Origin of the sequence: Tahibacter soli, from assembly GCF_025717065.2 — a bacterium.
Taxonomy (GTDB): domain Bacteria; phylum Pseudomonadota; class Gammaproteobacteria; order Xanthomonadales; family Rhodanobacteraceae; genus Tahibacter; species Tahibacter soli.
Genome location: NZ_JAOVZO020000017.1, coordinates 87,904 through 106,407, shown reverse-complemented (window position 1 = coordinate 106,407; position 18,504 = coordinate 87,904). Strand labels below are relative to the sequence as shown.

Below are 18,504 nucleotides of genomic sequence, written 5' to 3'. Positions count from 1 at the left end.
CCCGGCGCCATTCCGGCGCGGTCATCCGCATGAGGCTCGTCATGATTCGAAACCGTCTATTCGCGCTGGCCGCCGTCGGCGCGGCCGTCTTCGGCAGCAACGCGGCACAGGCGATACCGCCGTGGATTCCGCTGACGCAGCAGACGGCCGACTCGCTCAAATATGGCGGGTCGCTCAATCACACGAACGGCTCGGGCCACACGTATCTCGGCACGACGATGCAGCAGTGCATCAACATGATGAATCAGAGCAAGGCGCAGCACGCGAACCACAACCATCCGTCGTGCACGATTCCGACTTACACCGAGGTGCCGTGCCAGAAGCGCGGCTTCTTCGAATTGTCGGTCCCGACCGGCGGCGGCGTCGACGGCGTCACGACCGTTACGGTGAGCGTGCCGAACGAGGCCGTGCGCGCGTTCGGCGATCTGCGCGAGCGCTTCCGCATCGACGCCTACGAGGCCGAGATCCGCAAGCTCGGCGACGACTAATGGCCTGTGGCAGATAAATCGGAAGAGGGATCGCGAAGGACTGGTCGTGCAGGACGCCGCTGCGGAGCGAGGCCAATAGCACAAGCTATTGGCTGAGTGAGCGGCAAGTCCTGCGCGGCCAGGACGAGCGAGCCACTTTCGATTTGTCTGTTGCAGGCCATTAGCGCGTCGAACCCGGATCGCGCGGGCCGACCGGCACCGTCGCGCGCGGATCCGTGCAGCGCAGGCAGAAGCCGTACAGGCCGTCGGCGACGACATAGCCCGAGTGATGGCTCGCCGACAGGAACGTCGCCGGCGACATCACGAACGGAATGACCTGGCCTGCGTCCCCGTGCACGATACCGCCCTGGTACGCGGCGCAGGTATTGCCGGCATAGGTCATGGCGCGTTCGTAGGCGTGGTCGAACTCGCCGCAGTTGCGCGGCGCGTCGGGGCAGTAGTACAGCGCGAGCGCCGAATGCAGCTGGCCGCCGTCGTAGGCGAACATGCCGACGACGTCGATGCGGCCGTTCTCGCACCAGTCGGGGCGAGGCAGCGTCTCGTGCGCGGCGGCGGGCGTGGCGGCCAGCAGACAGGCCAGCGCGGCAGTCAGGCGGATCATGGCGAAGCTCCGAAACGGGTTTCGTCATGGTCCGTCGCGTGTCGCGCCGCGGCAAGGCGCGGCGGCGGGAAAAACCGGGTCGAAATCGCGGACGCGGGCGGCTAGAGGAACACGTAGCCGAGCACGCCGTCGGGCCGGGCGCGCTTGTCGCCGTCGCAGTCGTCGCTCAAGGTATCGAAGTGGTCGAGCCGCCCGCCGCCCGCGAAGTGGCAGCGGTACAGCGGCACGGTGCCGGCAAGCGGCGCCGCGGCGACATGGCCGACGACGGCGGCGCCCGGGATCGCGGCGCGGCCTTCGCAGTTCGCGTCGGATGACGTGAACGGCGAAGCGTCCTCGTACCGCGACGGGACGAGACAGGCGTACAGCGGCCTGGAACCGGCGAACGGCGTCTCCGACACGAAACCGAGCGAGCTTTGAGGCGCGTAGCCCGTCAGCGCGGCCGGCAGCGAGACGCCGGAATAGTGATAGCCGAGCGCGTCGGTCGGCGCCCGATAGTGGCGCACGAGCTCGCGCAGCGCGACGCCGTCGGGCAGCGGTTCATGGGTTGCGGCAACGGCGATGCCGGCGCCGTAGAGGCCGGCAACGGCCGCGGCGATTCGAACGAGCGTATTCATGATCGGACTCCTGCCTGGCCGCCGCACGATCTGACGGCGCGACACGCCGCGACGTTAGCGCAACGCGCGCGGCGGCCGGTTACCGATGCGTTAAGTCCTGAGCGCCCGCGCGTGATGGGCGATGTGCTCGCCGATGAAACTCGCGATGAAGTAGTAGCTGTGGTCGTAGCCGGCATGACGCCGCACGGTCAGCGGGTGGCCGGCGGCGGCGCACGCCGTTTCGAGCAGGTCGGGCCTGAGCTGCGTTGCGAGAAATTCGTCGGCCTCACCCTGGTCGATGAGGATCGGCAGCTTTTCGCGCGCCGTCGCGACGAGCTCGCTCGCGTCCCACGCGCGCCAGGCGTCGCGGTCGTCGCCGAGGTACGCCGTCAGCGCCTTTTCGCCCCACGGCACACGGCCCGGCGCGACGATCGGCGAGAACGCCGACACCGACGCGTAGCGGCCGGGATGCCGCAGGGCCGTGATCAGCGCGCCGTGACCGCCCATCGAATGTCCGAAGATGCCGCGGCGGTGCGAGACGGCGAAACCGCGTTCGACGAGCGCCGGCAACTCGTCGGCGACGTACGACTGCATGCGGTAGTGCGCCGACCACGGCGCCTGCGTCGCGTCGACGTAGAAGCCGGCGCCCATGCCGAGGTCGTAGGCCGGATCGTCGGCGACGCCTTCGCCGCGCGGACTCGTGTCCGGCGCGACGATGACGACGCCGTGCTCGGCCGCGTAGCGCTGCGCGCCGGCCTTGGTGATGAAGTTCTGCTCGGTGCAGGTGAGGCCCGACAGCCAGTACAGCACCGGGCACGCCTCGCGCTCGGCCTGCGGCGGCAGGTACACGGCGAAGTTCATGTCGCAGCCGAGCGATTCGGCACGATGGCGGTAGACGTCCTGCCAGCCGCCGAAGCAGCGCTGGTGCGAGAGGCGTTGCAAAGAGGCGGTCATGATCAGAAATGAATCACGGTGCGGATGCTCTTGCCGGCATGCATCAGGTCGAACGCCTCGTTGATGCGCTCGAGCGGCAGGTTGTGCGTGATGTACGGATCGAGCGCGATCGTGCCGGCCATCGCCTGCTCGACCATGCCCGGCAGCTGCGTGCGACCGCGCACGCCGCCGAACGCCGAACCGCGCCAGACGCGTCCGGTCACGAGCTGGAACGGCCGCGTGCGGATCTCCTGCCCCGCGCCCGCCACGCCGATGATGACGCTCTCGCCCCAGCCCTTGTGGCAGCACTCGAGCGCGGCGCGCATGACGTCGACGTTGCCGATGCACTCGAAACTGTAGTCGACGCCGCCGTCGGTCATGTCGACGATCACCTGCTGGATCGGGCCCGCGTGGTCCTTCGGATTGACGCAGTCGGTCGCGCCCATCTGCCGGGCGAGTTCGAACTTGCCGGGGTTCGTGTCGACGCCGATGATGCGGCCGGCCTTGGCCATCACCGCGCCCTGGATCACCGCAAGGCCGATGCCGCCGAGGCCGAACACGGCGACGGTCGAACCCGGCGTGACCTTCGCGGTATTGAGCACCGCGCCGATGCCGGTGGTGACGCCGCAGCCGAGCAGGCACACCTTTTCCAGCGGCGCGGCCGGGTTGATCTTCGCAAGCGAGATTTCCGGCACCACCGTGTATTCGCTGAACGTCGAGGTGCCCATGTAGTGGTACAGCGGCTTGCCGCCGAGCGAGAAGCGCGTGGTGCCGTCCGGCATCAGGCCCTTGCCTTGCGTGGCGCGCACCGCCTGGCACAAGTTGGTTTTTCCGGATTTGCAGAACTTGCATTCGCGACACTCGGCCGTGTACAGCGGAATCACGTGGTCGCCGGCCTTGAGCGAGGTCACGCCCGCGCCGACGTCGACCACCACGCCGCCGCCCTCGTGGCCGAGCACGCACGGGAACAGGCCCTCGGGGTCGTCCCCGCTCAGCGTAAACGCGTCGGTATGGCAGACGCCGGTTGCCTTGATCTGCACCAGCACCTCGCCGGCGCGCGGGCCTTCGACGTCGATTTCTTCGATGGACAACGGCTTGCCCGCTTCCAGGGCAACGGCGGCGCGCGATTTCATGGGCTACTCCAAGTCTTTGTCGGCAAAGGATTCTGCGATCGGCGTCCGGCCGGCGCCCGATCGGGTCGGCAAGGATAGCAAGCGTGCGATTTCCGGCCATCGTCCATTAGTAAATGCCGACCGTACATGCCAACCGGTATTGAACAGGGATATAGTGAAACTTCCGGCCGTTGGGGGCCGGGGAACCCTGGGGATGCTGCAATGAATATTAGAAAATGCTTGTGCGCTTTCTTTGCTATTTATTCCACATCTGCAATTGTTATGGCGGAACCGGCGAAAGCCCCGAAGGCGGACGACGAGGTGCGCGACTGCGCCGCGCTGCGCAACAGCTTCAAGCGCGAGCCGGACTGGTACTCCGAGCTGTGCCTCGGCCACGCGTACGGCGCGAAGGCCGCGAAGGGGCCGGCTGCCGAAGCCGAGTTCACGGTGATGCCCAAAACGATCGGCGACACGACCTACCAGTTCAATATGCGCGCCACCGGCACCGGCGCCGACTCGCTGCAGTCGTTCCTGTTGCCGAACGCGAACGCCGCGACGATCATCGGACCGCAGACCGGCAACATCTACGGCCTCGAGTACGATCCGGTCGCGCAGAAGATCTGGGCCGTCAACGACACGCTCCAGCTCGGCGAACTCAACAAGACGACCGGCGCGTTCACTTCGAGCGTCACGATCACCGGCGTCGCCGCGGGCCACAATCCCACGGGCCTTGCATTCCAGACCGCGGCGTCGCCGTTCTACATGTCGACGTCGGACGGTGCTACATCACACCTCTACACGGTGGTGCCGGCAACGGGCGTCGCCACGCTCGTCGGCGACACCGGGCTGCAGATCCTGATCGACATCGCGATCAACGCGAGCGGCCAGATGTACGGCCACGACATCTTCAGCGACTCGATCTATTCGATCAGCACGGTCGACGGTTCGGCGACGCTCGTCGGTGCGACCGGCGTCAACGCGAACTTCGCGCAGGGCATCGAGTTCGACAAGACCACCGGCGTGCTGTACGCGTGGCTGTACGAAGGCAGCGGCGTGAACCGCTTCGCGTCTATCGACCTCGCGACCGGCGCGGCGACGACGCTCGCCACGCCGCTGGCCGGCGAATACGAAGGCGCGACGACGCCGGTGTCGCTGCAGGCGTTTTCGGTCGACTGACCGTTCGCGCACCCGCGGCCGGACCGCCGCGGGTGCGCTACCGCGCCCGATGCACGTGATGCGGGCGCCGCGGCGACGCAAGATCGCCGCTACGACCCCGGCGACTTCATGCTTGCGACACGGGCGCGCAGGTAGCCGGTAAGCGTCGCGTGAAAGCGCCGGTCGAAGAGGTCGACATATCGGCGCGGGGCCTCGTGTGTCGGACACCACAACACGCTGACGAACGACCGCGGTGCCGGGCCGCCGCCGATGGCGATGCAGGCTTCGAGCTCGTCGGCCGACTTCGGCCAGTCGTGCGGGGGCTCGAACGCCCGGTGCCTCGACCCGAGTTGCCGTTCCAGATCCTGGCGATGGTCGGCATCGGCAAGGTCGAGCCGGCGATAGTCGGCAACCGGAAGCAGGAGCAGCGCAGGCAGGCCGTCGTGGCGAAGCAGCAGGTCGCGCAGATCGTCGTCGAGCGCGATGCCCAGCCGCTCCTGCACCGACGCGATCGCGGCATCGCCGGCCGGCGGGGGCAACGAAACATTCGCACCCGCCATGCGCTCGAGGAACCCCGGTTTCGGCAGACGATCGATCAGCGCGAGAACCGGCAGACCGGCCAATTCGCGTTCAGCCGCATCGCCGGCCGCGCGCGCCTGCCGGGCCATGTCGCGCGAGTATTCGGCGGAAATCCATTGCTCCTCGAGCCAGGCACGCAGCGACGGATGCCCTACGACATAGCCGTCCAGACCTTCGAAAACGCGATGACCGGGCACGGCTGGCGTGTCGCCGACGTCGTACGCGAAGAAGCTGCCGTCCTCGGCCGGCATGACCATCAGCCACTCGGCGGCGCGCGCTCGCGGCACTGAGTGCACTTTCGACGGCGAATCGTCGCCGCCGCGCAAATTGACCTCGACGGTGCCGTCCGGAGCAGCCGCATCGAGTGCGGGAGCCGGCGCGTCGCGCCAGCGCGCCACCGACGCGAGCGGCGCGAAACCGAGTTCCGGCAGACCGTCGTGTGCGCGGTACAGCGCGACGAGATCGTCCGGCAGCGTGATGCCAAGTCGCACCTGCGTCGCGGCGATCGCCTCGTCGGAGGCCGGCGGCGGCCACGACGCCTCGTCCGCCCTCGCCCGCAGGAGCGTACCGACATCGAGTGCCGCCGCCCGTGCGGCGAGCGCCACCCGCTTTCGTTCCATGTCGGCCCGTTGCCGTTCCGCTCGATCGGCGCTCGCGGCCATTTCCGCTTCCGTCGGCATCCGGCTCGCAAAGCCCCACATCGCGACCGCCGCGACGACCGGCCCCGCCAGCAACGCCGCGTACACCGTGCCGATCACGCCGCGCTGAAGCCATCCCATCGGCCTGACGTCGAGGCTTTGCAGCGCCTGCGTCGCCTGCGCGATGCGCGGTGCGGCGCGCGGCGTCGGACCGACCACGTCGTCGGCGATCTCGAACAACCGGCGCAGGCGCAGCGCGCGCGGTCGCTGCGGGTCGAGCGCCGCGTCGCCGCGCGCGACATCGATCACGCGCGCGAGCTGCCAGTGCGTCGAGGCAAGCGTCAGCTGCATCAGCGCGAGCACGACGAGCAGCATGAAGCCGAACCGGTAGGCGACGAGCGCGCCGATCACGCAGGCGATCACGATGAACACCGCCTGCAGGCGCGCCGCGCGCACCGGCAACAGCGCCTGCACGACATGGCCGCCGTCGAGCGGCGGTACCGGCAGCACGTTGAGGTAGTTCACGGCGAGAAACACCCATGCCGCGGTCATCCACCACGACGGCGCGCCGGCGCCGAGGTGCGGCATCGCGAGCAGCATCGCCCAGCCGATGACGACGCCGGGCAGCGGTCCCATGAGGCTCATCCAAGCGCGCCGCGCGGCGTCGGGCTTCGCTTCGTGACCGATCGTGACGCCGCCGACGAGCGGCAGCGCCAACATCTGCACATTGCGATAACCGAACGCGCGCATCGCGAGGTAGTGGCCGAGCTCGTGGATCGCGATGACCACGAGCAGCACGAGCGCGAAGCCCGAACTCCAGAACGCGGCGCCGAGCGCGAGGAACAACGCGACGCTGATCGCGAACAGCAACGCCTGCATGCGCCGCGGTGCCGGACGCTCGACCAGACGCTGCTGCATCAGCGCGAGCGCAGCCAGGCGAGCCGGCGGCACCGGCTCGGTGTTCGGCGGCGCTTTCGGCCGGCGCACAACGGCGCGCAGCATGCGGCACGCGAACGCGAGCGTCGGACGCGCCCAACCGCGGCTGTCGAGCCACGCCTTGCGTTCGGCGAGCAGGCGCGCGCGTGCGCCGTCGTGCATCTCGACGTCGAACGCGCCCGCGTCGGCGGTCGCGCCGGCCGGATCGGGCGCGGCACCGAGCGACGCGACGAATTCGCCGTGCGCCCGCCATTGCTCGGCCAGCGTCGCGCCGCCGATCGTGCGCGCCGGAAACCGGTCGGACGCGATGATTTCGAAGAACGGATCGAACGCCTGGCCGATCGCCATGCGGCCGTCGACGAGCCGCGTCGCGAACACGACGTTGAGCCGGTTCGGTTTGTCCAGACCGATGAGCGGATACAGCCGGCAGACGTCGCCGCGCTCATGCGTGTAGGTCGCGTAGAAATGCGCCGCGTCGTCGGCCGTGTCGCCGAGCCGCAGCAGGTGCCATTGCGGACCGGAAAAGCCGAGCGTCGCGAGGTCGGCATGCGCCTGCGCGTACAGGTCGGCCGCGCCGTCGGGCGCCTTCGCCAGATCGACGCGGCGCGATCGCGCGGTCGGAAACACGAAGGCGAGCACGCTGCGGAACATCTGCAGCACGATCAAGAGCGCGATCGCGCCGATCAGAAACACGATATCGATCATCGACTGGCCGCCGCGGCAAAGCGCCGATTCTTGCGCGCCGACGCCGCGAAGGATAGCGACGTCGACGTACGTTCGCGGCGCGGGGCTCAGCCGGTGTTCTGCACGCCCGCCGCGATGCCGTTGACCGTCGCCGCGAGCGCCTGGAACAGCTCGCCCTCGGGCCGGTCGGCCGCGCGCCAGCGCGCGAGCAGATCCACCTGCAGCAGGCTGATCGGATCGACGTACGGATTGCGCAGGCGGATCGACTGCTGCAGGCGCCGGTCGGCCGCGAGCAGCGTGTCGGCCTGCTTGATCGACAGCACCACCGACAAGGTCCGCGCGAACTCGTCGGCGATGCGCGGATGGAATTCGTCGTGCAGGCCGCCGGCGAGGCGCGAATAGCACGCGTAGATATCGAGGTCGCTTTTCGCGAGCACCATTTCGATGTCGTCGATCAGCGTGGCGAAGAACGGCCAGTCGCGCGCCGCCTCGCGCATCGCGTCGATGCCGCAGCGCTCGACGCCCCAGGCGAGGCCGGTGCCGACGCCGTACCACGCGGTGAGGCCGGCGCGGTTCTGCGACCACGCGAATACCCACGGAATCGCGCGCAGGCGTTCGATGCCGGCGCTGCCGCCGCGCCGCGGCGGGCGCGACCCGATGCGCAGGCGCTCGATCACGTCGATCGGCGTCGCCGCGCGAAAATACTCGGCGAAGTTCGGCGCTTCGTGCACGAGCGCGCGATAGTGCGCGCGCGCGACTTCCGCCATCGCGTTCGCCATTTCGCGCCAGCGCGTCTCGCGCGGCTCGGGCGGGCGCGGACGCAGCGACGCGCGCAGGACCGCACCGGTGGACTGTTCCAGATTGCGCAGCGCGATCGCCTTGATGCCGTACTTGCGGTGGATCACTTCGCCCTGCTCGGTCAGGCGCAGATAGCCGTCGACCGAGCCGCGCGGCGCGGCGATCACCGCGCGCTCGGTCTTGCCGCCGCCGCGGCTGATCGACCCGCCGCGGCCGTGAAAGAACGCGATGCGCACGCCGCTCGTGCGCGCAAGCTCCGTCAGCGCCACCTGCGTGCGCTGCAGCGCCCAGCGCGACGCGAACAGGCCGCCGTCCTTGGCGCTGTCGGAATAGCCGAGCATGACCACCTGGCGATCGCCGCGCGCGGCCAGATGCCGGCGATACGAGGGATCGGCGAAGAGTTCGACGAGGATGTCGTGCGCGGCGTGCAGGTCGGCGATCGTTTCGAACAGCGGCGCGACGTCGAGCGGCACGATGCCGGTCGCATCGATGCAGCCGGCGACGCGCGCGAGCGCGAGCACGGCCAGCACGTCGGCCGCGCTGCGGCTCATGCTGATGATGTACGGACCGATCGCGCGCGCGCCGTAGCGTTCGCGCGCGTCGCCCGCCGTGCGCAGCACCGCGAGCGTCGACGCGGCGCCGGCCGCATCGGCGTCGGCCGGCGCGGCGCCGTCGATCAGCGCGTGCAGGTCGGCCAGACGCCGCGCCGGCGCCAGCTGCGGCCATTCGGGATTTTTCAACAACGCGGCCAATGCCGCATCGTGCGCGCCCGACTCCTGGCGCAGGTCGAGCGTCGCGAGGTGAAAACCGAACGTATCGATGCGCCACAGCAGCTGGCGCACCGCGAGCCAACCGGCGTGCGTGCCGCGATGCGCGCGCAGGCTGTCGCCGACGAGTGCGATGTCGGCACGGAATTCGTCGACGTTCGCGTAACCGTCGTCGCGCCCGGCCGCGGTCGCCGCCAGTCGCGCGGCGACGAGGCTCAGGAACTGCCGGTACGGCATGTCGTCGTAGCGCGGCTTGAGCTTCGCGGCGGCTTTCGGCAGGCGCTCGCGGTACTCGTCGTAGCGCGCGAGCAGTTCCGGCGCGATGGCGACGCGCGACACCGACTGGCTCAGCAGGCGTTCGAGCTGCGCGATTTCGCGCCGGTATGCGGCGAGTACGAGTTCGCGCTGGGCCGACAGCGTCGTCGTCACGGTGGCGGCGCCGACGTTCGGGTTGCCGTCCATGTCGCCGCCGACCCAGGTGCCGAAGCGCAGGAGGCTCGGCATGTCGATGTCGCCGCCGCCCTGCAGCAGGTCTTCGAGCACTTCGTAGAACACCGGCACGATCGCGTACAGCACGTCGGCGAGAAACCAGCTGACGTGATCCATTTCGTCGGCGACGGTCGGCCGCTCGCTCGCGGCGTCGGCGGTCTGCCAGCCGGCCGTGAGCGCCAGGCGCATGCGCTCGGTGTCGGCGCGGCGCTCGCTCGGCGTGCGGCCGCGGTCGACGTCGGCGAGCAGGCTCCGAACCAGCACCTGCTCCTTGTCGAGCAGCGAGCGGCGCACCGCCTCGGTCGGATGCGCGGTGAACACCGGCTCGATGTGCAGGCGCGCGAGCAGGGCCAGGAGCTCGTCGCGACCGACGCCGTCGTGCGCCAGGCTCGCCAGCACGTCGCGCAGGCTGCCCGGCTGCGGCGCGGCGCCGGCGCGTTCGTACTCGCGGCGGCGGCGGATGCGGTGTACGCGTTCGGCGACGTTGATCGCCTGGAAATACGTCGCGAACGCGCGCGCCAGATCGTTCGCGCGATACGCCGACCCGGCGAGCAGCCTCGCCAGTTCGTCGGCGGGTTCGTGACTTTCGCGGCGGCGGATGGCCGCGGCGCGCACGCGCTCGACTTCGGCGAGGAAGTCGGCGCCGACCTGGTCGGCGAGGATTTCGCCGACGAGACTGCCGAGCCGTTTGACGTCTTCGCGCAACGGCTGGTCGGTGCGCGGGAAATCGACGTGGCGCAGTTCGACGGCATCGGCGGAAGCGGTACGGCTCATCGGCGGTTCCCGGCAGTTGCGGCAGTGCAGCATGCCGAGTGTGGACGCGCGACGGGGGGCTTGCCAATAGCTTTTGGTAGGGTCCGCGGCTCGGGCAAAGTGTGGAACGCGTCGCACGGCGACCGCGACGCGCGTACGACGCGTCGCAACGTTCGCCCCGCTACACTGCCCGCGTTTTGCCCTGCACGCGCCCGCGGCACGGCCGCAGGGCATTCGACGATTCGCTCGCCATTACTTTTTCTTGGGGGACATCATGAAACACCTGCTTCGCCTCGCGGCGCCCGCGCTGCTGCTCGTCGCCGGCGCCGCCGCCGCCGACACCATTCCGGTGACGGTGCTCAGCGCCACGGTCAAGGACCAGCACATCACCAATGCGTCGGTCACCGTGCAGCGCAACGGCGCGGCGTCGGTCGAGGCGCGCACCGGCATCGACGGCAAGGCGACGGTCGAGACCGAAGCGGCCGACGACGCCGAATCGCTGCTGATCATCAAGATGCAGGGCTATTCGACGCTCGTCGCGCGCTGCCCGTGCAAGGGCCTGACCTATGCGCTGAGCCCGGTCATGAAGAGCCTCGACGGTCTGCGCATCGTGCTGACCTGGGGCAAGAAACCCGACGACGTCGATTCGCACGTCGTGTACCCCGGCAATCACGTCTACTTCGCCTCGAAGCAGGGCGCCGACGCGAACCTCGACGTCGACGACACCGACAGCTACGGCCCGGAGACGATCACGCTCGAGAAGAAGCACCTCGGCGAGACGTATCTGTACGCCGTGCACGACTACACCGACAGCGACAAGCCGAACACGCCGAACCTGTCGACGAGCCAGGCCAAGGTCTACGTGTACATCGGCCAGTCGCTCGTGCGCAGCTACAGCGTGCCGACCGGCAAGACCGGCAACCTGTGGACCGTGTTCCGCATCAACGGCGACGGCGAGTTCCAGGACATCAACACGATGGGCGGCACGACCGCCTCGGGCGACGCGCTCGGCGCGCAGCTCGCGCAGGCGAGCGGCGGCGCGATCACGGCCGTCGCGGCGACGACCGACGCGATGACGCAGGCGAAGGAACTCAACCGCGCCGGCGAAGCGGCGTACCACGCCGGCAATCTCGACGGCGCGATCGACAGCTATCGCTCGGCGATCGACCTGTACCCGGAATACGGCCAGGCGTACAGCAACCTGGGCCTTGCCTATCAGAAAGCGGGCCGTCCGGCCGAGGCGATCTGGGCGAACCGCAAGGCGATCGCGCTCGCGAGCGGCGCCACGGCGCCGACGGTGCGCGCGAGCTCGTACTACAACATCGGCAAGCTGTACGAGGAAAGCGGCCAGTTCGCCGACGCGCAGCGCTCGTACGAGCAGGCGAAGAGCCAGAAGGCCAATCCGGTGTACGACAAGGCCATCGAACGCGTGAAGGGCAAGCAGTAAGCCTCTCGCATCCGCGCGGCGGCATGCGTCGCCGCGCGCCCCTACCGGATACTGGTCATGAAACGATGGATGTTCGGCGCGCTGTGCGCGCTCGCGCCGGCCGTGCACGCGGCCGGCCCTTCGGCGGTCGCGACGATCGACCGCGCGCTGTGGCCCGAAGCGACGACGACGCCGGCCGCGTTCGATCGCGCGTCGCGTGCGGAAATTCTCGCGTTCGCGCATGCGCTGGCGGAAAGCCAGAACGACGGCGACGACGCGTTGAAGGCGCGCCTCGGCATCAAGGAAATCGACCGCGCGTCGTTCGAGCGCGTGCGCGAACGGTTGTGGAAGGAACTCGCGCGCAACTACGCGGCGGCGTCGAAGCGCTGCGTCAAGGACGACGTGTTCTGCGCGCCGGCTGCCGATGCCGCGGCGCTGCGCGCGCTCGCGCAAGGCTTCAAGGCCGTGCCCGACGCGAAGTACCAGGCGTGGTACGACAGCGCCGCGGCATTCCATCGCGCGTATCGCGACGAACTGCTGCGGCTCGCCGCATTGTTCGGTCGTACCAATAGCGAAATCGATACCCTGAACGACAACGAGCGGCGCGGCGAGGAAGTGCCGGACAAGCAGTTCGAATTGACGTTCGACGACGGCCCGTCGCGCAGCGGCGGCACGAGCGACGCGGTCGCGGCGATGCTCAAGCAGCAGAGCCTTTCCGCGACGTTCTACGTGCTCGGCGAACGGCTCGAAGAGCGCATCAAGGCGAACGCGCAGCCGGCGGCGCTGTACGAAGGGCAATGCGTCGGCATGCACGGCTGGACGCACAAGTCGCATGCGCGGTGGGCCGAATGGCAGGACTCGGTGTCGCGCGTCACGGCACTGGTCAAGGCGACGATGCCGAACGCGTACGTACCGATGTTCCGCCCGCCGTACGGACAACGCACGACCGATAGCGGCGAGTGGTTCAAGCAGCAGGGTCTGAAGGTCGCGTTGTGGAATATCGACTCGCAGGACTGGAGCGCGAAGATCGACGCCGACCAGGTGGGCGGTCGCGTGCTGACGCTGATGCTGCTGTGGCGCCGCGGCGTGGTGCTGTTCCACGACGTGCATCCGAAGGCCGCAAAGGCGGTGCCGTGGATCGTGGCCCAGACGAAGGACGCGGGGGTCGTGTTCGGGGATTGCCGGCAGTATGCGAAGTAGGAATGCGGCGGCAGTGCGCGGAAGCCCCGGCGAGCGAGGCTTCCGCGATGCGGGCGTCAGGCGCGGGTGATGACGAGACGGCCTGAGGTGACGCGGATGGTGACGAGATCGCCGGGGAGGAAACCGGCGTTGATGAGCCAGATGCCGCAGAGGCGGAGGTTGGGGACTTCGCGCGGGAGGTGCGCGGCGTCGACGGCCGGGTAGTAGGCCGTACCGATGCGGATTTGCTTTGTGGAAGATTCGCGTGACGTATGCTTGCGCTCAGCCATGATCCACTCCTTCTAAGTGGTTTGTGGTTAGCGAACGGCGTGGAGCCAACCGCGCCGTTCGCGCTTTCGCCCTTCAAGCGATTGGTCGCTGTGGGCGACCTTTCAGAGCGCCGCGCGCAGGCACGTCAAGGATTCGGTTTTATCGAACTTGCGCAGTCCTTGACGTGCCGAGCACGGTGCCAGGCTGTGACGACCGCAGCGAGCAGTTGTATTGCGCTCGAAGCTGCGAGCCTTGGCCCCTCTCTTTTGATCGTCATTCCAGCGGAAGCTGGAATCCAGCCGTTGCTGTTGCTCTTGACGTCTAAGAGCTGGATTCCAGCTTTCGCTGGAATGACGAGCGGGGGAGTCAAGGATTCGGTTTTATCGAACTTGCACAGTCCTTGACGTGCCGAGCACGGTGCCAGGCTGTGACGACCGCAGCGAGCAGTTGTATTGCGCTCGAAGCTGCGAGCCTTGGCCCCTCTCTTTTGATCGTCATTCCAGCGCAAGCTGGAATCCAGCCGTTGCTCTTGCTCTTGACGCCTAAAAGCTGGATTCCAGCTTTCGCTGGAATGACGAGCGTGTGGAGCGCCGCGCTTTTTGGCCGTTGCCGTTGCTTCTGGCGGCAGGAAGCCGCCCGCTTCACCGGGGCCCCGTCGGTCGCGGCGATATCGCGGAGGAAAAGCCCGCGCAGCGGGTGCGCACAGGATGTGCGCAGTTCGTTGACGGGCCATGGATGGCCCATCAACGAACCCCGGAGCGATCTCGCGAAGTTTGCGGGCATGGATGCCCGCAAACCGCGGCCGTCGGGGTGCCCTTGGAGGGTGCAGGGAGGGATTGGGCAAGCAATCTCTCCCTGCCCGCTCGCGGCAGCGAGCGGAACGCTTTGTTTAAAGCCGGGCGAAAGCTACAAAGCGGAAAGCAAAGGCTGGATGATTCGCCGCATCCGCGGCTCACCCCTCCGGGGCCATTCGCTGCGCGAATGTTCGCTCCGGCATCCATGCCTTCGCAGTCCAGTTTGCGCTGGAATGACGAGCGGGAGCGTCAGTACGCAAACTCCTTGAACACCGGATCCACACTCCCACCCCACTTCGTGCGGAACAACTCGAGCTTGCGTTCGGCGGGCGTCTGATTCGCATCCGCGAACTCGATCAGCGGCTCGATGAACACCGCCTCGCTCGCGCCGCCGCTGTTGAACTGCGCGCGCCGCGCAAGACCGTGCCCCGAGATCTTCAGCGCCTCGAGCGCGAGCTCGCGCACCGTCGCGTTGCGGAACGGCAGCTTGAAGCCATGCCGCGGCACGCCGTCGCGCAGCGCGTGGCGCTCGGTCATCGAAAAATCCTTGACGAGATCCCACGCCGCGTCGAGCGCCGCATCGTCGTACAGCAGACCCACCCAGAACGCCGGCAGCGCGCACAGCCGGTTCCACGGTCCGCCGTCGGCGCCGCGCATTTCGAGGTACTTCTTCAGGCGCACTTCGGGGAACGCCGTCGTCATGTGGTCGGCCCAGTCCTTGAGCGTCGGCAGCGCGCCCGGCAGTTCGTCGAGCTTGCCGTCGAGGAAGCGCCGGAACGAGCGACCCGCGAGATCGATGTACTTGCCGTCGCGATAGCTGAAGTACATCGGCACGTCGAGCAGGTAGTCGACGTAGCGCTCGACGCCGAAGCCGTCTTCGAACACGAAGTCGAGCATGCCGGTGCGGTCGGGATCGGTGTCGGTCCACACGTTCGAGCGGAAGCTCAGAAAGCCGTTCGGCTTGCCCTCGGTGAACGGCGAATCGGCGAACAGCGCCGTCGCGATCGGCTGCAGCGCGAGCGAGACGCGGAACTTCTTGATCATGTCGGCTTCGTCGGCGAAGTCGAGGTTGACCTGCACGGTGCACGTGCGCGTCATCATGTCGAGGCCAAGCCCGCCTCGCAGCGGCATGTAGCGCTGCATGATCGCGTAGCGGCCCTTCGGCATCCACGGCATTTCCTCGCGCTTCCACTTCGGCTGGAAACCCATGCCGAGAAAACCGAGATTCAGTTCGTCCGCGACCGCCTTGACCTCGCGCAGATGGCTCGTGACCTCGCAGCACGTCTCGTGCACCGTCGCGAGCGGCGCACCCGAGAGTTCGAGCTGGCCGGCAGGCTCAAGCGTCACCGACGCCATGCCGCGCGTGAGCGCGATGAGGTTTCCGTTCTCGCGCACCGGCTCCCAGCCGAAGCGCGTGAGACCGTCGAGCAGCGCGCCGATGCCGCGCTCGCCTTCCCAGGTCGGCGGCTTGAGATCGTCGAGCCGGAAGCCGAATTTCTCGTGTTCGGTGCCGATGCGCCAGGCCTCGCGCGGCTTGCCGCCCGACGCGATGAACTCGACCAACTGGTCGCGACGGGTGATCGGCTCTTCCTTGACGGCGCTGGGACCGGACATACGAGGCTCGCTGAGGACGGAAGGCGTCCACGTGGGGACGCCGGGATCGAACAAAAGGGGCGCTTGCGGCCGGCGCGCGTTATCGAAACACTCGCGCGATGCCGCTGCCCCACCTTGCGCTATTGTCGTTGTTCGCGCTACTGCCGTCGGCGACGGCGGCGCGCGAGCTCGTGCGCGGCAACGGCCCGGAACCGGCGACGCTCGATGCGCACCGCTGCCAGGAAGTCGTCTGCGGCAACATCTTGCGCGACCTGTACGAAGGCCTCGTGACCGAGGACGCGCACGGCGCGATCGTTCCGGGTGCGGCGCAATCATGGTCGGTTTCGACCGACGGACGCGAGTGGCGTTTCCGCCTGCGCGACGAACTGCTCTGGTCGAACGGCGAAGCGTTGACCGCGAACGATTTCGTCGCGAGCTTTCGCCGCGCGCTCGATCCGGCGACCGCCGCGCCCGTCGCGGCGCTGCTGCGGCCGATCGCGAACGCACCGGCGGTGATGCGCGGCGAGGCGCCGCCCGAATCGCTCGGCGTCGCGGCGCCGGACGCCTCGACCGTGGTCATCCGGCTCGACGAACCCGTCGCGCTGCTCGACCGCCTGACGTTTCCGATTGCGTTTCCGGTGTACCTCCCGGCGGTCGCGCAGTTCGGCGCGCAGCACACGCGGCCGGGTCGGCTCGTCGGCAACGGCGCGTACCGGCTCGACGCGTGGACGCCGCAGGCCGCGGTCGTTCTGACCAAAAATACGCAATTCCACTCTGCCGCGTCGGTCGCGGTCGAGCGCGTGCGCTTCGCGGTGACCGAGGACGCCGCGAGCGAACTGAAGCGCTTCCAGGCCGGCGACCTGCACCTGACCGAAACCGTGCCGCCCCGGCCGCTCGCGGCGCTGCGCGCCGAATTCGGCGATGCGCTCAAAGTGAGCCCCTACCTCGGCAGCTTCTGGCTCGGCATGAACTTGACGCGCCCGCCGCTGCGCGACAACCCGGCGCTGCGCTCGGCGCTGTCGCTCGCGATCGATCGCGACATCGTGACGCGCTACGTCACCGGCTTCGGCGAGGAGCCGGCCTACGGCGTCGTGCCGGCCGGTGCGCGCGACTACGCGCCGTACCGGCCCGCGAGCGCGTCGCTGACGCAGGCGCAGCGCGAGGCGCTGGCGCGCGAGCGCTACGCGGCGGCGGGCTATTCGGCGCAGCGGCCGCTCGCGATCGAACTGCGTTACAACACGTCGACCCTGCATCGCCGGCTCGCGCTGGCCGTCGCGGCGATGTGGCGGCAGGTGCTCGGCGTACGCGCGACGCTGCGCAACGAGGAATGGAAGGTGTTCGTGCAGAACCGCCGCGCGCGCGCGATCACACAGGTGTTTCGCGGCGGCTGGATCGCCGACGTCAACGATCCGCTCGATTTTCTCGCGACGTTTTCCGGCGCCGACAACCCGCTCAACACGACCGGCTACGCGGACGCCGAATTCGACGCGCAGCTGATGCGCGCCGCGCGGCTGCCGCAGGGCGCCGAACGCACGGCGCTGCTGGCGCGGGCCGAGGCGCGCCTGGTCGACGCCGACGCGGTGATCCCGCTTTACTTCTATACGTCCAAACATCTCGTCGTGCGCGACGTGGAAGGGTTCGAGGCGAACGCGCTCGACCATCACGCGACGCGCTGGCTGCGCTGGCGCGAAGGCGCGGCGCGGTGAGCCGCGCGCCGCTGGCCCTGCGCATCGCGCGCAAGCTCGGCGGCGCGCTCGTCACGCTGTGGCTGCTCGTGACGCTGTGCTTCGCGCTGCTGCATGCCGCGCCCGGCGGACCGTTCGATACCGAGAAGCTCGCGCCGCCGGCGGTGCAGGCGCAGCTCGCGGCGCGCTATCGGCTCGACCGGCCGCTCGTCGCGCAGTACGCCGCCTATCTCGCCGACGTCGCGCGCGGCGATCTCGGTCCGTCGTTCCAGTATCCCGATTTCACGGTCAACGAGCTGATCGCAGGCGGCCTGCCGGTGTCGGCCGCGCTCGGCGGCGCGGCGCTGCTGCTGGCGCTCGTGCTGGGCGTGCCGCTCGGCGTCGCCGCGGCGGCGCGCGAGGGCAGCCGGCTCGATCGCGCGCTGATGTTCGTCGGCGCGGCCTCGCAGGCGGTGCCGAAGTTCGTGATCGCGCCGCTGCTGATCCTCGTGTTCGCGGTCGAGCTGCGCTGGCTGCCCGCCGGCGGCTGGACCGGCGAGTGGCGCTACGGCGTGCTGCCGGTCGTCGCGCTGATGCTGCCGAACCTCGCGTGGTGCGCGCGGCTGACGCGCACGAGCATGTGCGAGGCGCTCGGCAGCGAGTGGCTGCGCGCCGCCCGCGCGCGCGGCTACGGCGAGCTGCGGCTGCTCGTCGTGCACGCATTGCCTGCCGCGGTGCTGCCGCTCGCGGCGTGGCTCAGTCCCGCGCTGATCGCCGTGATCACCGGCTCGGCGGTGATCGAATACATCTTCGGCATTCCCGGAATGGGTCGCTATTTCGTGCAGGGTGCGCTCAACCGCGACTACACGCTCGTGCTCGGCGTGGTGCTCGTGGCCGGCGCGCTGGTGATCGCGGTCAACCTGCTGGTCGACGCGCTGCGCGAGCGGCTCGATCCGCGCCTGCGCACGGCATGACGGCGAAACTTGGCGTTTTTCCCCGCGGCGGCATCGCAAGCGCGCTCGCCGCGAACGCGGCGCATCCGTAGCCTGTGC

The 18,504-nt window shown here is 68.9% G+C and carries 14 protein-coding genes; 6 read left to right on the top strand and 8 right to left on the bottom strand.

Translation table 11 applies throughout. From position 1 onward, the window contains the following. Positions 1-41: 41 nt before the first annotated feature. Entirely contained in the window at positions 42-488 is a 447-nt protein-coding gene (locus OD750_RS11705; protein WP_263545416.1) for a hypothetical protein, read from the top strand. A 160-nt stretch (positions 489-648) separates the two neighbouring features. Here OD750_RS11705 and OD750_RS11700 read toward each other — a convergent pair whose 3' ends face one another. From OD750_RS11700 to OD750_RS11685, 4 genes are all read right to left on the bottom strand, one after another. Then, the gene (locus OD750_RS11700; protein ID WP_263545415.1) at positions 649-1,089 is read right to left on the bottom strand and encodes a hypothetical protein; all 441 of its coding nucleotides are present in this window, start codon (positions 1,087-1,089) and stop codon (positions 649-651) included. Between the two features lie 101 nt (positions 1,090-1,190). After that, a complete protein-coding gene (locus tag OD750_RS11695; protein ID WP_263545414.1) occupies positions 1,191-1,703 on the bottom strand; it encodes a hypothetical protein in 513 nt (170 codons plus the stop codon). 90 nt (positions 1,704-1,793) lie between these two features. After that, positions 1,794-2,636, bottom strand: a complete 843-nt coding sequence (gene fghA / locus OD750_RS11690; protein ID WP_263545413.1) for an S-formylglutathione hydrolase — start codon at positions 2,634-2,636, stop codon at positions 1,794-1,796. A 2-nt stretch (positions 2,637-2,638) separates the two neighbouring features. After that, positions 2,639-3,748 carry an S-(hydroxymethyl)glutathione dehydrogenase/class III alcohol dehydrogenase gene (locus OD750_RS11685; RefSeq protein ID WP_263545412.1) on the bottom strand — a complete coding sequence of 370 codons (1,110 nt, stop codon included), beginning with the start codon at positions 3,746-3,748 and terminating at the stop codon, positions 2,639-2,641. 261 nt (positions 3,749-4,009) lie between these two features. On the opposite strand from OD750_RS11685, the gene OD750_RS11680 reads away from it, so the two are divergent. Then, positions 4,010-4,903, top strand: a complete 894-nt coding sequence (locus OD750_RS11680) for a hypothetical protein (RefSeq protein ID WP_263545411.1) — start codon at positions 4,010-4,012, stop codon at positions 4,901-4,903. Positions 4,904-4,992: 89 nt separating this feature from the next. Here OD750_RS11680 and OD750_RS11675 read toward each other — a convergent pair whose 3' ends face one another. Then, positions 4,993-7,740, bottom strand: coding sequence for a site-2 protease family protein (locus OD750_RS11675; protein WP_263545410.1), 2,748 nt, complete (start codon positions 7,738-7,740; stop codon positions 4,993-4,995). 86 nt (positions 7,741-7,826) lie between these two features. Then, positions 7,827-10,547: a phosphoenolpyruvate carboxylase gene (gene ppc / locus OD750_RS11670; protein ID WP_263545409.1), complete on the bottom strand. Its 2,721-nt coding sequence runs from the start codon at positions 10,545-10,547 to the stop codon at positions 7,827-7,829. A 253-nt stretch (positions 10,548-10,800) separates the two neighbouring features. Between ppc and OD750_RS11665 the strand changes: the two genes are divergently transcribed. Together OD750_RS11665 and OD750_RS11660 are read left to right on the top strand one after the other, a co-directional pair. Beyond that, positions 10,801-11,973: a YfaP family protein gene (locus OD750_RS11665; protein WP_263545408.1), complete on the top strand. Its 1,173-nt coding sequence runs from the start codon at positions 10,801-10,803 to the stop codon at positions 11,971-11,973. Positions 11,974-12,030: 57 nt separating this feature from the next. Continuing rightward, positions 12,031-13,152, top strand: coding sequence for a polysaccharide deacetylase family protein (locus tag OD750_RS11660; RefSeq protein ID WP_263545407.1), 1,122 nt, complete (start codon positions 12,031-12,033; stop codon positions 13,150-13,152). 56 nt (positions 13,153-13,208) lie between these two features. Here the strand turns inward: OD750_RS11660 and OD750_RS11655 are convergent, their stop codons facing one another. Beyond that, positions 13,209-13,421, bottom strand: coding sequence for a type I toxin-antitoxin system SymE family toxin (locus tag OD750_RS11655; RefSeq protein WP_263545406.1), 213 nt, complete (start codon positions 13,419-13,421; stop codon positions 13,209-13,211). 1,023 nt (positions 13,422-14,444) lie between these two features. Further along, positions 14,445-15,809 (bottom strand): glutamate--cysteine ligase, encoded by a 1,365-nt coding sequence (locus OD750_RS11650; protein ID WP_263545405.1) that lies wholly within the window; start codon positions 15,807-15,809, stop codon positions 14,445-14,447. A gap of 98 nt (positions 15,810-15,907) precedes the next feature. Between OD750_RS11650 and OD750_RS11645 the strand changes: the two genes are divergently transcribed. Then, the gene (locus OD750_RS11645; protein ID WP_263545404.1) at positions 15,908-17,494 is read left to right on the top strand and encodes a peptide ABC transporter substrate-binding protein; all 1,587 of its coding nucleotides are present in this window, start codon (positions 15,908-15,910) and stop codon (positions 17,492-17,494) included. Then, the gene (locus tag OD750_RS11640) at positions 17,491-18,426 is read left to right on the top strand and encodes an ABC transporter permease subunit (protein WP_263545403.1); all 936 of its coding nucleotides are present in this window, start codon (positions 17,491-17,493) and stop codon (positions 18,424-18,426) included. The genes OD750_RS11645 and OD750_RS11640 overlap by 4 nt, the downstream gene beginning before the upstream one ends. Positions 18,427-18,504 lie beyond the last annotated feature (78 nt).